The sequence below is a fragment of the Azoarcus indigens genome, from assembly GCF_004361735.1.
GTDB classification, from domain to species: domain Bacteria; phylum Pseudomonadota; class Gammaproteobacteria; order Burkholderiales; family Rhodocyclaceae; genus Azoarcus; species Azoarcus indigens.
On the sequence record NZ_SNVV01000043.1, the window covers coordinates 1 to 15,896 of the forward strand.

General features: G+C 69.7%; 11 protein-coding genes. 5 read left to right on the forward strand and 6 right to left on the reverse strand.

Annotated features, from left to right (window positions below; genetic code table 11):
• Window positions 1-338: 338 nt before the first annotated feature.
• Window positions 339-2,783: a TonB-dependent siderophore receptor gene (locus tag C7389_RS24300; RefSeq protein WP_133595255.1), complete on the forward strand. Its 2,445-nt coding sequence runs from the start codon at window positions 339-341 to the stop codon at window positions 2,781-2,783.
• Here the strand turns inward: C7389_RS24300 and C7389_RS24305 are convergent.
• The 4 genes from C7389_RS24305 to creB form a co-directional block, all read right to left on the reverse strand.
• On the reverse strand, window positions 2,780-4,117 hold the full coding sequence (locus C7389_RS24305; protein ID WP_133595256.1) for a glycoside hydrolase family 3 N-terminal domain-containing protein: 1,338 nt from the start codon (window positions 4,115-4,117) through the stop codon (window positions 2,780-2,782). The genes C7389_RS24300 and C7389_RS24305 overlap by 4 nt on opposite strands.
• A gap of 1 nt (window position 4,118) precedes the next feature.
• Complete coding sequence (gene creD, locus C7389_RS24310) at window positions 4,119-5,450, reverse strand: cell envelope integrity protein CreD (protein ID WP_133595257.1); 1,332 nt, start codon at window positions 5,448-5,450, stop codon at window positions 4,119-4,121.
• A 101-nt stretch (window positions 5,451-5,551) separates the two neighbouring features.
• Entirely contained in the window at window positions 5,552-7,039 is a 1,488-nt protein-coding gene (creC, locus tag C7389_RS24315; RefSeq protein WP_133595258.1) for a two-component system sensor histidine kinase CreC, read from the reverse strand.
• A gap of 36 nt (window positions 7,040-7,075) precedes the next feature.
• Window positions 7,076-7,810, reverse strand: a complete 735-nt coding sequence (creB, locus tag C7389_RS24320) for a two-component system response regulator CreB (protein ID WP_133595259.1) — start codon at window positions 7,808-7,810, stop codon at window positions 7,076-7,078.
• Window positions 7,811-8,084: 274 nt separating this feature from the next.
• Between creB and C7389_RS24325 the strand changes: the two genes are divergently transcribed.
• Both C7389_RS24325 and C7389_RS24330 read left to right on the forward strand, forming a co-directional pair.
• Window positions 8,085-10,151 (forward strand): carbon starvation CstA family protein, encoded by a 2,067-nt coding sequence (locus C7389_RS24325; RefSeq protein WP_133595260.1) that lies wholly within the window; start codon window positions 8,085-8,087, stop codon window positions 10,149-10,151.
• The gene (locus C7389_RS24330; protein WP_133595261.1) at window positions 10,144-10,557 is read left to right on the forward strand and encodes a CstA-like transporter-associated (seleno)protein; all 414 of its coding nucleotides are present in this window, start codon (window positions 10,144-10,146) and stop codon (window positions 10,555-10,557) included. The genes C7389_RS24325 and C7389_RS24330 overlap by 8 nt, the downstream gene beginning before the upstream one ends.
• Window positions 10,558-10,771: 214 nt before the next feature.
• Here the strand turns inward: C7389_RS24330 and C7389_RS24335 are convergent, their stop codons facing one another.
• Complete coding sequence (locus C7389_RS24335; RefSeq protein WP_133595262.1) at window positions 10,772-11,476, reverse strand: fumarylacetoacetate hydrolase family protein; 705 nt, start codon at window positions 11,474-11,476, stop codon at window positions 10,772-10,774.
• Between the two features lie 174 nt (window positions 11,477-11,650).
• Here C7389_RS24335 and C7389_RS24340 point away from each other — a divergent pair, with 174 nt between their 5' ends.
• Together C7389_RS24340 and C7389_RS24345 are read left to right on the forward strand one after the other, a co-directional pair.
• The gene (locus C7389_RS24340; protein ID WP_133595263.1) at window positions 11,651-12,559 is read left to right on the forward strand and encodes a LysR family transcriptional regulator; all 909 of its coding nucleotides are present in this window, start codon (window positions 11,651-11,653) and stop codon (window positions 12,557-12,559) included.
• Between the two features lie 240 nt (window positions 12,560-12,799).
• Complete coding sequence (locus C7389_RS24345) at window positions 12,800-13,213, forward strand: RcnB family protein (protein ID WP_133595264.1); 414 nt, start codon at window positions 12,800-12,802, stop codon at window positions 13,211-13,213.
• Window positions 13,214-13,259: 46 nt separating this feature from the next.
• Here the strand turns inward: C7389_RS24345 and C7389_RS24350 are convergent, their stop codons facing one another.
• Window positions 13,260-15,641 (reverse strand): TonB-dependent siderophore receptor, encoded by a 2,382-nt coding sequence (locus C7389_RS24350; protein WP_133595265.1) that lies wholly within the window; start codon window positions 15,639-15,641, stop codon window positions 13,260-13,262.
• Window positions 15,642-15,896: the final 255 nt, after the last annotated feature.

A 15,896-nucleotide genomic window follows, 5' to 3' on the forward strand; every position in this document is an offset into this window, starting at 1 on the left:
GAAGGTGGTGGATGCGCCGTTGGTACGCAGCGCGTCTGCGCCTGGCCCTAATGCGGCTGCAACAGGTTCGCCGCCGCCGGACCGTGTTCATCTGGCGGCGTGGGGGGAGATGACTGGGGGGCTCCAGCGATGGCCCCCGCGGGCCAGCACAGGCGCAGTACGAGAAGGCGGGTGAGTTGATTCACATGCGCCTCCATGGGCCGGATTGCGGCGGCCTGTCGTTTTTGCGGTCATTCAGGGATTGCCAGAAAACCTCGCTTCCCTGGCCCCTTTTTCCGGCTCGTTCGGCAAACCAGCAAACCTCTCCGTTACCGGACTTCCTGAAAGGAGTTTGCTGCATGCGCCGTCGTCGCCCTGCCTCCGCGCCGCTTCCGAACCGCCCGCTGCTGCATCCGCTCGCCGCCGCGGTGCTCGGCCTCGCCGGCCTGGCCGCCCTGCCCGCCACCATCCCCGCCGCCCTCGCCCAGACGACACCGGCGGCCACCGCCGCCTATGCCATTCCCGCCGGCCCGCTCAGCCAGGCGCTGTACCAGTTCGCCGCCAGTGCCGGCATCACCCTGTCCTTCGATCCGGCGCTCACCGAGGGACTGCGCTCCCCCGGGCTGCACGGCACGGCCACGGTGCAGCAGGGCCTGGACGCGCTGCTCGGCGGCAGCGGCCTGCAAGCGGTGCGCGGCGACAACGGCGGCTACCATCTGCGCAAGCTGCAGACCCTGGGCCAGCCGGGCGTGGAGGGTGAGCGCGCCCTGAGCGAGGTGCAGGTCACCGCCAACCAGCTGGGCGAGATCACCGAGGGCAGCGGCAGCTACACCCCCGGCACCATCGCCACCGCCACCCGGCTGGTGCTGACCCCGCGCGAAACGCCGCAGTCCATCAGCGTCATCACCCGGCAGGAGATGAACGACTTCGCCCTCAACAGCATCGACGACGTCATCCGCCACACCCCCGGCGTCAGCCTCGTCACCTACGACAGCGAGCGCACCGTCTATTTCTCCCGCGGCTTCGCCATCAACAACTTCCAGTACGATGGCATGCCGATGCGGCGCAACAGCGCCTATTCCGCCGGCAACACCCTCAGCGACATGGCGATCTACGACCGCGTCGAAGTGCTCAAGGGCGCCACCGGCCTGCTCACCGGCAGCGGCGATCCCGGCGCCACCATCAACCTGATCCGCAAGAAGCCCACCGGCCAGTTCCAGGGCCAGCTCAGCCTCGGCGCTGGTTCGTGGGACAGCTCCCGCACCCTGGCCGACCTCGGCGGCCCGCTGAACCAGAGCGGCAGCTTGCGCGGCCGGGTGGTCGCGGCCTATCAGGACAAGGGCGCCGAGCTGGACCACTACCGCCGCCGGACCTCGGTGTTCTATGGCGTGCTGGAAGCCGACCTCACCCCCGACACCTTGTTCACCCTGGGCGTGGATTACCAGGACAACATCCCCAAGGGCTCCACTTGGGGCGGCATCCCGCTGTTCAACAGCCAGGGCGATTTCAACGACACCTCGCGCTCCTACAACCCCGGCGCCCGCTGGAGCAACTGGGAGCAATACACCCGCAGCGCCTTCGCCACCCTGGAGCGCTACTTCGCCAACGGGTGGACGGCCAAGCTGCAGTTGAACCACCAGATCAACGGCTACGATGCCCAGCTCGGCTCCGTCGGCAGCGGCTATCCCGACCCCGCGGACGGCAGCGGCACCAGCCTGTGGCTGGGGCAGTACGTGGGCAAGACGGTGAGCGATGCCGCCGACGTCTATGCCAGCGGCCCCTTCCAGCTGTTCGGCCGCGAACACGAACTGGTGCTGGGCGCCAGCGCGGCCAAGCGGCGCTGGACCAACAAGGGCTACTGGCCGGGCGGCTACGACGGCACGGTGGCCGACTTCTACGGCTGGAACGGCGACGTCGCCGAACCCGACTGGGGCGCCTCCAGCTGGAAGGGCGAGAACGACGAGACCACGCGGGAGAGCGGCCTCTACGCCGCGCTGCGGCTCAACCCGGCGGATGCGCTCAAGTTCATCCTCGGCAGCCGGGTCGCCAACTACCGCGACGAGTACGTCAAGGAACGGGGCGTGGTCGTGCCCTACGCCGGCGTCGTCTACGACCTCGACCCGCGCCTGTCGGTGTATGCCAGCTACACCACCATCTTCAACCCGCAGAGCAACAAGGACGAGAGCGGCCGCAACCTGGCGCCGGAGGAAGGCAAGAGCTACGAGATCGGCCTCAAGGGCGCGCTGGACGGCGGCCGCCTCAACGCCACGCTGGCCTACTTCCGCGTCAAGCAGGACAACTACGCCGAGGAGAGCGGCGGCCTCACCCCCTCCGGCGACACCGCCTACCGCGCGGTGCAGGGGGTGATCACCCGCGGCATCGAGGCCACCCTGTCGGGCGAACTGGCGCCGCGCTGGCAGGTGCAGGCCGGCTACACCCACCGGGTATCGCGGCTGGATGGCGAGAAAGTGTCCACCGAAGATCCGGAAGACCAGTTCAGCCTGTTCACCAGCTACAGGTTCTCCGGCGGCCTGGAGAAGCTGACGCTGGGCGGCGGCGGGCGCTGGCAGTCCAAGTCCTGGGCCACCGTCTACAACCCGGTGTATGGCTCGGTGAAACACACCCTGGACGCCCGCTGGCTGGTCGATGCGATGGCGCGCTGGCAGTTCGACAAGCAACTCTCGCTGACGCTCAACATCAACAACCTGCTCGACAAGAAGTACTACACGATGATGAGCATGTACAACACCTACAGCTGGGGCGAGCGCCGCAATGCCATGCTGACGCTCGACTACCGCTTCTAGCCGCCAGCGTCGCCACGGCCCGCCGGCCGCCGCAGCGCGACCGGCAGCGCGGCGGCGCCGGCCTGCATGCCGCCGGGGGCCGCAATCCGGCCCGCCCGCAGTGCCGCCATCGCGCAGTGCATCGCGCGGTAGTACTGATCCGGGTCGTAGGAAATCAGCACCATGTCCACCCCGGCGCTCAGCGCCTCCACCGCCGCGCGGCAGACGCCGCGGTGATACACCGCGCCCATGTTGAGATCGTCGGTGATCAGCAGGCCCTGGTAGCCCCACTCCCGCCGCAGCAGGCGCACCACCGCCGGCGACAGCGAGGCCGGGCGTTCGGCGTCCAGGCCGGGCAGCACCACATGGCCGAGCATGATGGCGCCGTCGGCGCGGGCAGCATCCCGGAAGGGTTGCCAGTCGCGGGCGGCGAGGTGTTCCGGCGGCGTCTCCAGCCGGGCGGTGAAATGGTGGGTATCCACCGCTACCCCGCCCAGCCCTGGAAAGTGCTTCAGCGTGGCGCCCACGCCGGCGCTGGCCAGGCCCTCGCCGTAGGCGGCGGCCACCGCGGCCACGGTGCCGGGGTCGGCGGCGATGGCGCGGCGGGCGATCAGGGTGTGGGTATCCAGCCTGGGGCCGCCGTCCTGCGGCCGCAGATCCACCACCGGGCCGAAGTTGAGATTCACCCCCAGCGCCGCCAGTTCGCGCCCTTGCCAGGCGCCGTAAGCGTGGGCGCGCTCGGCCAGGCTGACGCCATCCTCGCCGGCCGCCTCGGCGGCGATCACCAGTTCCGCCAGCGCCGGCATCGCCGGCAGTGGCGGGCTGAGGTGGGCGACGCTGCCGCCCTCCTGGTCCGCCGCCACCAGCAGCGGCGGCAGGCCGGCGCCACGGCGCAGCGCCTGCAGCGCATCCACTTCGGCGCGGATCTCGGCGGCGCTGCGCTGGCCCACGTTGCGCCGGGTGAGATAGACGCCGCCGATGAGGCCGCGCTCCGCCAACCGCGCCACCTCGGCGAAATCCCGGTAGCCGACGATGAAGCGCTGGCCCAGGCGATGCGCCTCCACGTCCGCCGCCAGCACCGCCTGGCGCTGGGCGCGGAACACCATGGCGTCGCCCAGCGCCAGCGTGCCGGCCAGCGCGCAGGCGAAGCCCAGCGCGCAAGCCTCCAGCCGCCCCAGACGGCGGCTGCGGCTGGCCCACACCGCCAGGCCGATGCCGATGGCCGCCGCGCCCAGCAGCAGCGCGGTGATGCCGCCGCGCAGCGCCAGCAGGTAAGGCGTGCGCGGATCGAAGGCCACCGCCAGCAAGGCCGCCACCAACCCCCAGCGCGCCAGCAGACTCCGTAGCGCCGCCATCTCAGCGCTCCTCCGCCTGACCCACCGGCGCGCCGATGCGGTACCAGTCGATGCGACGGGTGGCGAGCATTACGCTGCCCAGCGCGGCGAACAGGAGCAGGGTGCCCATCAGCATGGCGTTGTCCTCCGACAGCAGCACGCCGTAGAGCACGCCGTACAAGGCGGCGATGCCGCCGCCGAAGGCCAGCCCCTGCAGGCGGCCGCCGAGCGCACCGGCGAGATAAGTGCCGATCAGCAGCACGCAGGCGCTGGCGGAGAGGCCGTAGGCAAGCGCAAAAGACAGATGCTCCGACAGCGCGATCAGCAGCATGAAGAAGGAGGCCAGCGCCAGCCCGACCAGCAGGTACTGCAGCGGGTGGATGGCGCGCCGCTGCAGAATCTCCACCAGGAAGAAGGCGGCGAAGCTGAGTACCACGAAGAGCACGCCGTACTTCACCGCGCGCTCGGCCTGCAGGTAGATGTTCACCGGCTCCATGAAGCTCAGGCCCAGGGTCTCGCTCCGGCCGCCGCGGTCGCCGGCCTGCAGCGCGGCCTCGAAATCCCGCGCCAGGTGGGAAACCTGCCAGCGCGCCTCGAAGCCATCCGCGCCCACGCGGCGCTCCACCGGCAGGAAGCGGCCCTGGAAGCTGGGATGCGGCCAGGGCGAGCGCAGCGCCACCGAGGTGGCCTCGCCCACCGGCGCGATGGCCAGCCGCGCCGAACCGGTCAGCGCCAGCGGCAAGGCGAACTCGAAGCGGGCGCCGGTGGCCGGGTTGATCTCGCCCAGGTCCACGTTCAGGCCCGGGCCGGAGAAGGCACCGGCGCTGCCGGTGGCGAAGCGGTGGCTGCGGCCGTTCACCCGCACGTCCGGGTCGTTATCCACCCCGCGCGGATCGCTCACCCCCATCACCAGGTAGGCATGGGCGCTGACCAGCTTGCGGTCCGGCGCCAGCCCCAGCCCGGCCGGCACCTCGGCGCGGCCGCTCAGTTGCAGATCGAGGTGGTAGAGATTGGCGCGATAGAGCCCGCGCTGGCGGGTCTCCACCCGGGCGTCGCCGGCAATGTCCAGCGCTTCCGGGGCGAACACCTCCTGCCGCGTCACCACCCTCTCGCGGGCGACTTCCCGGCCCTCGGCATCCTTCTCCCGCACCGTGGCCCATTCCCGGTAGGCCACCACCAGCACCGGCCCCACCAGGGTCTGCTCGCCGGCGGCGGAGTTGGCGATATCCGCCATCACGTCCGCCTGCCGGTCGCTGCGGCTGCGGATCTGGCCCTCCACCATGGCCAGCGGCACCAGCAACAACAGGGACAACAGCGCAATCAGCGCCAGCTTGATGAACAGCTTCTTCTGCATGACCCACCTCCGCGAAAAAATGACGGAGGCGAGTGTGGTGAGCGGCGGTGAAGAGAGGGTGAAGCGAGTGTGAAGGGAGACAGCCAGCCGCTGCCACCGGCTCAGCGGCGCAGCAGCATGCGCGCCAGCGCGCCGCCCCCCGGCGCATTGGCGAAATCCGCCTCGCCGCCGTGGATGCGCGCCACTTCGCGGACGAAGGCAAGACCCAGGCCGGTGCTCTTGCGGCCGGTGGCCGGGCGCGGCAGGGAATAGAAGCGCTCGAAGAGCTGCGGCAGGGCGTAATCCGGCGCACCGGGGCCGTGGTCGCGCACCGCGATCTCCAGCTGCTCGCCGGCCTCCCGCCAGCTGACGAGCAGTTCGCCGCCTTCGGGCGAGAAGGCGATGGCGTTATCCACCAGGTTGCCCAGCGCCTGTTGCAGCAGGAAGAGATCGCCCTGCAGGCGGGCGGCGGGCGGGCCCTCGGTGCGCAGCGCCAGGCCGCGGGCCTGCAGCGCCTGGGCACGGCTGTCGGCCACCTGGCGCACCAGCTCGGCGACGGTGCTGTCGGCCTGCGCCTCCGGCGCCTGCAGTTGCTCGATGCGGGCGAGCGCGAGCAGGCGGTCGATGATCTGCTGCATGCGCTCGGCCTGCTCGTCGATGTGGCGGACGAAGCGGGCGCGGTCGGCCTCGGCGGCAGCATCCTGCAGCACTTCAGCGGCGCCGCGCACCGCGGTGAGCGGGCTTTTCATCTCGTGCGCCAGGCTCTGCACGTAGCGCTCGACGTACTGCTTGCCGTCCAGCCGCTCGCGCATGCGGGCCAGCGCCCGCGCCAGCTCCGAGAGCTGGCGGCCGCCGCCGGTGGGCGGCACCGCCTTGGCGCCGTCGGCCACCGCGCGGGCGTAGTCGCGCAGGCGGTTGAGCGACCAGGTGAGCCACAGGGTGAACAGCAGGCCGATGGCGGCGGACACGCCCAGCAGCACCACGCCGGCGCGCAGCACGCGGTCGCGCGCCTGCTGGGCGTAGGGGTCCACCGAACTGGCCGGCTTGGCCAGGGAGAGCACGCCGATGCGCTCGCCGTCGGCGATCACCGGCGCGGCGACATAGAGCACCGAGCTGCCGGAATCATTCGGATCGTCGCGGGTGCTGCGGGCGCCGTACTCGCCGCGCAGGGCACGGGCAACGTCGCGCCACTGGCTGTAGTCGGCGCCGACGGCGAGGTTCTCGGAGTCGAACACCACCCGGCCGGTGGCATCGGTGAGATAGACGCGGAAATCCACCGAGGCCTTGTTCACCTCGTAGATGCGGGCGCCGGGCGAGCGCCGCCGGGCGGCTTCGACCGCGGCGGCGAAACGGCCGGCGGAGAAGGCCGCGCGGGCGCTTTCGCTGCTGCTCGCGGCCGGCGTTGAGCCATCCGTTGCCGGCGTTTTCGCCAGCGCGGCCAGTTCCGGCGCAGCCATCTCCGCGAGCAGGTTGGCGGCATCCACCAGGGTGTCCTCGGTGGCCTGGCGCACGCCGGGCTCGACCTCGCGGGCGAAGATGTTGAGCACGAACCAGGCCGCCAGGCCGACGATGAGGAAGTAGCCGACGAAAAAGCGGATGGCGATGTTCATGGCGCTAACCCGGTATTCATGGCCGCAGGCCGGTGTTCATGGCCGCAGGCTGTAGCCGAGGCCGCGGTGGGTTTCGATCTCGCCTTCGCCCTCGCCTTCCCTCACGCCGCGCAGCTTGGCGCGCAGGGTCTTGATGTGGGCGTCCACCGTGCGCTCCAGGCTGTCTTCGGCGTCGTGCCACACCAGGTCCATCAGCTGGGCGCGGTTGAACACCCGGCCGGGCCGCGCCAGCAGGGTTGCGAGCAGGCGGTATTCGTAGCGGGTGAGGCTGAGCCACTGGCCGTGGTAGGCGATGCGGGCGCCTTCGGCGTCGTGGTCGAAGCGCGCGGCACTTGCCGGCGGTGATGCCACGCTCGGGGCGGCAGGCGCGGGCACGGGCGCCACCGGCCGCGCGCGGCGCAGGATGGCGCGCACCCGCGAGGCCACTTCGCGCGGGCTGAAGGGCTTGGGCACGTAGTCGTCGGCGCCCAGCTCCAGGCCGACGATGCGGTCCACTTCGTCCGCCCGCGCAGTGAGGAAGATCACCGGTACGTCGGAGAAGCGCCGCAGGCGGCGGCAGACGTCGAAGCCGCCGATGTCCGGCAGGCCCACGTCCAATACCACCAGCGCGTATCCACCGGCGGCACCGGCCTCCAGCGCGGCCAGCGCCTCGCCGCCCAGCCCCACCCAGGCGGTGTCGAAGCCCTCGGCGCGCAGGGCGTAGGCCAGGGTGTCGGCGATGGCGGGTTCGTCGTCGACGATGAGGATTCTGTCGGGGTTGCGATCGGCCACGGCGGAGGGGGAAGGAGGACGGAGGCGGGATTATCGCCGAGCGCGCCGCCGCCCGGGCATGGCGAATGCAAGCGCTTGCCGGCCGCCCGCGACGGGGCCGGGATCACGAAAAGCATCCCGTATCAAGCCGTAGCATCCGCAGCCAGCCGATTTTCGTGCGCGCTACCATTGACCCACGCGGGCCCTAGCCCTATGGCCGCCCATCCCGGACGCGCTGCGGGCTTGTAGAACCGGATCACCGGTCCGGCTCGTTTCTTCATTGCGGAAGGGATAAATGAACTCAATCAAACAAAAAGCCATCTGGCTGCTCGTCGCCCTCGCCGGCGCCACGGGCTTCGCCATGCTCGCGCTATCGCGGGGCGAGCACGTCAACGCCGCCTGGCTGGTCCTGGCGGCGGTTTCCTGCTACGCAATCTCCTACCGTTTCTACAGCAAGTTCATCGCCGAGAAGGTGTTCGAGCTGGACGACCGCCGCCTGACGCCGGCGGAGCGCCGCAACGACGGGCTGGACTACGTGCCCACCAACAAGTGGGTGCTGTTCGGCCACCACTTCGCCGCCATCGCCGGCGCCGGCCCGCTGGTCGGCCCCATCCTGGCGGCGCAGATGGGCTTCCTGCCCGGCACCATCTGGATCCTGGTCGGCGTGATGCTGGCCGGCGCGGTGCAGGATTTCCTGGTGCTGTTCATCTCGGCGCGGCGCGACGGCCGTTCGCTGGGCGAGATGGCACGGCAGGAGCTGGGCCCCTTCGCCGGCGTGGTGGTGATGCTGGGCGCGCTGGCGGTGATGATCATCATCCTCTCCGCGCTGGCGCTGGTGGTGGTCAAGGCGCTCGCGGAAAGCCCGTGGGGCACCTTCACCATCGCGGCCACCATCCCGATCGCGCTGTTCATGGGCATCTACATGCGCTTCCTGCGGCCGGGGCGCATCGCCGAGATCTCGGTGATCGGCTTCGTGCTGATGATGCTGGCCATCATCTACGGCGAGGACATCGCCCACAGTGCCTACTGGGGGCCGATCTTCACCCTCACCGGCCCGCAGCTGACGCTGGCCCTGGTGGCCTACGGTTTCATCGCCTCGGTGCTGCCGGTGTGGCTGCTGCTGGCGCCGCGCGACTATCTCTCCACCTTCCTCAAGCTGGGCGTCATCGTCGGCCTGGCGATCGGCATCCTCATCGCCCTGCCCGATATGAAGATGCCGGCGGTGTCGCGCTTCATCGACGGCAGCGGCCCGGTGTTCTCCGGCGCGCTGTTCCCCTTCCTGTTCATCACCATTGCCTGCGGCGCATGCTCCGGCTTCCATGCGCTGGTGGCCTCCGGCACCACACCCAAGCTGGTGGAGCGCGAGACGCAGATGCGCTTCATCGGCTACGGCGGCATGCTGGGTGAATCCCTGGTGGCCATCATGGCGCTGATCTGCGCCTCCATCCTGGACCCGGGCATCTACTTCGCGATGAACTCGCCGGCGGCGCTGATCGGCACCACGGTGGAATCCGCCTCGCAGGCGATCAATGGCTGGGGCTTCGCCATCACGCCGGAAATCCTGGCGCAGATGGCCAGGGACGTGGGCGAGCACAGCATCCTGTCGCGCGCCGGCGGCGCGCCCACCTTCGCGGTGGGCATGGCGGTGATCGTCACCGACATCTTCAACAGCAAGGCGATGATGGCCTTCTGGTACCACTTCGCCATCCTGTTCGAAGCCCTGTTCATCCTCACCGCGGTGGATGCCGGCACCCGCGCCTGCCGCTTCATGGTGCAGGATCTGGCCGGCACCTTCATTCCCGGCCTGGACAAGAGCCACAGCTGGTTCGGCAACCTGCTGGGCACCGGCGTGGCCGTGGCGGGCTGGGGCTACTTCGTCTATCAGGGCGTCACCGACCCGCTGGGCGGCATCAACACCCTGTGGCCGCTGTTCGGCATCGGCAACCAGATGCTGGCCTCGATGGCGCTCATCCTCGGCACCGTGGTGCTGTTCAAGATGAAGAAGCAGCGCTACGCCTGGGTCACCATCCTGCCCACCACCTGGCTGTTCATCACCTCGATGACCGCCGGCTGGCAGAAGATCTTCAGCGACAACCCGAAGATCGGCTTCCTCGCATTGGCCAACCGCTACAACACCGCCGCCGCCGAAGGCACCATCCTGGCCCCGGCCAAGACGCTGGAGGAGATGTCCCGCGTCGCCTTCAACAACCAGGTGAACGCGGTGCTGTGCGGCTTCTTCATGATCGTCGCGGTGACCATGATCATCGCCGCCATCGGCGTCATCCGCCGCGCGCTGGCCAGCCCGGCGCCGACGGCGAAGGAAACCGAGGTGGTCTTCCGGGAGGTACCCGCCCATGCTTGATCGCACATCCGGCACCGGCTTCGCCGCCGGCGCCACCGACCTCTCCTACCTCGCCGGCACCGCGGCGCCAGGGGAAACCGCAGCGGCGCCTTCGCTGGACGACGCCTACAGCCGCTACGTGAGCGAAACCCGCGCACAGCGGCCGGACGCGCAGCCGATGTCGGAGGCCGAGTTCGAGCGCTACAGCCTGGGCTCCAGCTGGCTCTCCGGCCTGCGCGAGGTGGCGAAGAAAGTGGTGCAGACCTGCCGCCTGGTGGTCGGCATCCACGACTACGAGTACTACCTCGACCACATGCGCAGCCGCCACCCGGAGGCGACGCCACTCAGCCGCGCGGACTTCTACCGCTACTGCCTGGAAGCGCGCTACCCGAGCGCCGAGCGGGCGGGCAGCGGGTGCCCGTGCTGAGATGTTGTTGCGGAAAACGCCGTGCCGGAGCCGGCATGGCACAGGCTGAGGATGTCGGCCGCAGGCGGTGCCGCAGCTCTCCGCCACACCGGCCACGCCCGGCGGGCTGAAGGCAGCAGCCGAGCCGGCATCTGCAGTCGCGCCGCCGAAGAAAATCGGCCGCCCCTCACGAGGGCGGCCGATTCATTTTCCGTCAGTACGCCGTCGCGGGAAATCAGCCCCGCGCGCCCACCGTCACGCTCAGCGTCCCCACCCCTTCCACCTCGCCCTTGAGCCGGTCGCCCTCCTTCACCGGCCCAACACCCGCCGGCGTGCCGGTGTAGATCAGGTCGCCGGGGCGCAGTTCGAACAGCCGCGACAGGTAGGCGATCACCTCCGGAATGCTCCAGATCAGCGCCGAGATGTCGCCGCGCTGGCGCGTCTCGCCATTCACCTCCAGCCAGATCGCGCCCGCCGTCGGATGGCCGATACGCGCCGCCGGCACCAGCGCGGAGCACGGCGCCGCATGGTCGAAAGCCTTGCCCACTTCCCACGGCCGGCCGGTGCGCCGTGCTTCGCCTTGCAGGTCGCGCCGCGTCATGTCCAGGCCCACCGCGTAGCCATACACATGCGCCAGCGCCTGCTCCACCGCAATGTCCACCCCGCCACGCCCCAGCGCCACCACCAGTTCGATCTCGTGATGCACATCGCTGCTGCCCGGCGGGTAAGGAAACACGCCGCCGTCCTCCACCAGGCTGTCCGGATGCTTGGCGAAGAAGAAAGGCGGCTCGCGCTCGGGGTCGCTGCCCATCTCGCGCGCATGGTCGGCGTAGTTGCGGCCTACGCAATACACCCGGCGAACCGGGAAGCGCTCGTCGCTGCCGGCAACCGGCAGGCTGGGGATTTCGGGGGCAAACAGATAGGAAGTCTGAGTGGACACGGCGGAGGCTCCGGTTCGTTCGTCGATGGCGCCTGGGCCGGCGCCTTGGCGGCATGTTAACGGCTTACGCCGCAGCCTGCCGGCGGCTGGCTGCTGCCCGCCGCGGCCCGCGCCGATATCCAGCGAGCGCAGAATCGGCAAGAATCCCCCGTTTCCCGCCAGCCGGACTTGCCGATGGACCGCTTCGACTCCCTGCGTCTCTTCACCCGCATCGTCGAACTCGGCAGCTTCACCAAGGCCGCCGCCGCGCTGGACATGCCGCGCGCCACCGCCACCTACGTCATCAAGGAACTGGAGGACCGCCTCGGTGCCCGCCTGCTGGAGCGCACTACCCGGCAAGTGCGGCCGACGGCGGACGGGCAGGCCTTCTACCAGCGCTGCACGCTCATCCTCGCCGACCTCGAAGACGCCGAAGCCGCGCTGCGCCCGGCCGCCGGCAACCCGCAGGGGCTACTGCGGCTGGACCTGCACGGCGCCCATGCCAGCCAGATCATCCTGCCGCGCATCCAGGACTTCCGCCGCCGCTATCCGCGCATCGAGCTGCGCATCAGCACCGGCGACCGGCTGGTGGACCTGGTGGGCGAAGGCGTGGATTGCGTCGTCCGCGCCGGCGTCCCGCGCGACTCCTCGCTGGTTGCGCGCCGGCTCGCCCTGCTGCCGGAAGCCGTGTGCGCCAGCCCGGCCTACCTCGCCGAGTTCGGCACGCCTGCCCATCCAGACGAACTGGCGCGCCATCTCGCCGTCGGCTTCTTCTCCCACAACCCCGACCAGCACTACCCCTTCCGCCTCCAGGTCGATGGCCAAGCCCGGGAGTACCGGCTGAAGCACCACGTGGCCGTCAGCGACGCCGACGCCTACACCACCTGCGCCCTGCAAGGCTGCGGCCTCATCCAGGTGCCGCGCTTCCGCGTCGAGCCCCACCTGCAGACCGGCGCGCTGGTCGAAATCCTGCAGCCTTGGCAAGGCCCTCCGCTGCCGATCTCGGTGCTCTACCCCTCGCAGCGCCACCTCTCGCCCAGGGTGAAAGCCTTCGTTGACTGGGTAAGCACCCTCTACACGGAGCGCTTCGGGCCGCCGGGCTGAACCCTGGAAGCGGCCGCAAGCAATATCTGCTCGCAAATCGTTAGAAAGTGGCTACAAAGCCCCTGCCAGCCCGTCCGGTGAGCGCGTTAAGGCCATGAAATCCCGTATCCAATAGCCCGTGCGGGCCGCCGCGCGCAGCAGTCCCGCCCATGCCGCGCCCGCCGCTTGCCGGCGGCCGGCCCATGGACCGCCTCCCGGCCCGCAGCTAGCATCGAGCCTCCGCCAGACAAGGAGCCAACCATGAAAACAAGCAAGCCTGTCGCCCTCGCGCTCTCGCTGCTGCTGGCAAGCACCAGCGTCCTCGCCCAAGGCGGTCCTGGCCCCAACCCGCGTGACGACCGCCGCCCCGGCCCCGCCCAAACCGACAAGCGCCCCGGCCCTCCAGGGCACGGCAAACACACCGGCCCCGGCAAGGCCAGCCAGGCCCCCGGCCATCAGCCCGGTGGTCCCCACGCCCACCCCGGCCCCGGCAACTTCCACAAGGGCGACCGCCTGCCCCCCGACTACCGTGGCCGCCAGTACGTGGTGGACGACTGGCGCGCCCATCACCTGACCCCGCCGCCGCGCGGTCACCGCTGGGTGCAGGTCGGCGCCGACTACGTGCTCGTCGCCATCGCCACCGGCATCATTACCGCGGTGATCCTCAACCGTTGATGCCGCAGCCCCCGGCGGGGCCGCCGCAGCGACTCCGCCGCCCCGTTCACAGGCGGATGTCCAGCGTCGCCAGAACGGTGCGCGAAGCGCCGGGGTAGATCTCGGTGCGCGACACCGGCGCCTCGATGTAATCGCGATCGAACAGGTTCTTCACCCCTACCGTCAGCTTCCAGTCGTCGCGCTGGTAAGACAGCGATACATCGGTGCGCGCATACCCCGCCACCTTGAAGGTGTTGCCGAGGTCGCCCTGGCGCTCGCCAGCCGCGAACACGCCTACGCCGAAGCCCAGCCCGCGCCAGTCGCCGTGCTCGACCTGGCGCTTCAGCCACACACTGCCCGAGCGCAGCGGCACGCCCGGCAGGCGGTTGCCGGCGGCATAGGTGTTGTCCTTGGTGATCTCCGCATCGGTGTAGGCTGCCGAAGCCAGCACGCGCCAGCCGCCGCCCAGTTCGCCCACCGCATCCAGTTCCAGCCCGCGTGAACGCTGCTCGCCGGTCTGGACCGAGAAGCCGGTATTCACCGGATCGGCGGTGGTCACGTTCCGGCGCTTCAACTCGTAGGCCGCAAACGTGAGCCCGAGGCGGCGCTCGAACAGGTCGAACTTGACGCCGACCTCGCCCTGCTTGCCCATTTCCGGCTTGAACACCGAGCCGTCGAAAGCGGCCTCCGCCACCGGCTTGAACGAACGCGCGTAGGAGGCGTACAGCGCCGCCCAGTCGGTGAGGTCGTACATCACGCCGAAGCGCGGCGACAGCTTGCCGTCACTCACGCTCACCCGCGTGCCGTCGGTGGTGGCGTTCTGCTCCGCATCGTCGTAGCGCAGACCCAGCAGCAGTTTCCAGCGCTCACCCAGCCACACCTGGTCCTGCAGGTAGAGCGCGCGGTGGATGATTTCCTGCTCGCTCACCGTGGGCGTGCCGAAAACACCCGGCATGGCGCCGCGAACCGGAGTGAATACATCCAGCGCCGCCAGCGCGGCAGTGGCGACGCGGGTGTTCTTCTCCGCCCGCCCGGCCTCGAAGCCGAACAGCAACTTGTGGCCGATATAGGCATCGGTGAAGTCGCCGATGGCGTCGAACTGCGCCGTCCATTGGCGTGAGTCGTCGCGCCCGTCGGTGGCACGGCGGTTGAGAATGCGGCCATTGGCCTGCAGCCCGCGCGAGTCCGCGCTCAGCCGGTGGGACTCGCTTTCCTGGTAGCGGCCGGTATGGCGCAACAGCCAGGTGGCATCGAGTTTGTGCTCCAGCACATAGCGGGTCTGCTCGCCGCTGAGGCTGAAGCGCGACCATTTCTCGCCGAAGTAGCTGCGGTTGGACACCCCCACCACCCCATCGCCCGAGGCCACCAGGCCACGATCGAAGGGCTGGGACTGGTTCATGTACTCGTACTCCACCACCAGCCGGGTCGCATCATCGATCTGCCAGCCCAGCACCGGCGCGGCATAGTCGCGGTGGGAGCGCCGCAGGAAATCACGGTCGCTGCCCCAGTTCTGCGACGCCCCATTGAACCGCAGCGCCAGCGAACCATCGGCATTGAGCGGCTGGTTGAAATCCGCCTCCACACGCTGGAACTCATTGGAGCCGGCCTGGAAGGCGAGGTCGTAACGGGCCTCGCGCATGGGCCGCTTGGTCACGATGTTGAGCAAGCCGCCCGGATCGCCCAGCCCGTACAGCATGGAAGCCGGCCCTTTCAGTACCTCGATGCGTTCGATGTTGGCCATGTCGACAAAGCCCGGATTGCCGAACAACTGGTTGGAGATGAAACCATCCCATGCCACCAGGGAACTCTGGAAGCCCCGCACGATATAGGAATCGGTACGGTTGCCGAAGGTGCTGCCCGGGCGCACGCTGCTCACGTTCTGCACCACGTCGGCCAGGCGCGTCGCCTGCTGCTCCTTGATCACCTGCTGCGGCACCACCTGGATGGCCATCGGCGTCTCGCGCAGCGCGGTATCGGTCTTGGTCGCGGTGCCGGAACGCTCCGCGCGGTATCCCTCCACCGGGCCGTATGCGGACTCGCGGATCTCCGCCGCGCTTACCTGCACAGTCGCCAGCGTGGCTTCGCCGCGGGCCGGCGCCGGCCGCAGGGTGTACTCACCGTTAGCCTCCACCGCCTCCAAGCCGGTGCCGGCCAACAACCGCGCCAGCGCCTCCGCCACCGTATAGCTGCCGGACACGCCCACGCTGCTGCGGCCGGCGGTCAGCTCACCGCTGACCGAAAACTGCACGCCCGCCTGGCGGCCGAAGCGCACCACGGCCTGGTCCAGCGGGCCGGCCGGCACGGCGAAGGCGTGGCGCACAGCAGCCGCCTGCGCCGCCACCGGCAAAGGCGCGCCAACACCCGCGGCCAGCGCGGCGAGCAGGAGGGCACGCACCGTCGGCTTGAGCGCACGGACAAAAGGAAGAAACAGGGGGTCGGCAGAATGCATCGCGTCGAGTTCTCCAGGGGTGGGCACGCGCTGCGCAGCGCAGCGCTCTTGCCGCTAAAGCCCCGCGAGAATCGAAAACCTGCCAAAAAAAGGGTTCTTCGCGCAATCTGGGGGAAGTAGTGGTTGACGGTTCGGAGGTTGGTAGATTGGCAGTCGCCAAACAAACCGATCCCCTTCCTCTTCCCCGTCATGCGCGATGCTATGTTGGGCGTGGTCTTCTGGGAAGGCCACGTCGTCGATTCATCTCAGGAGCAA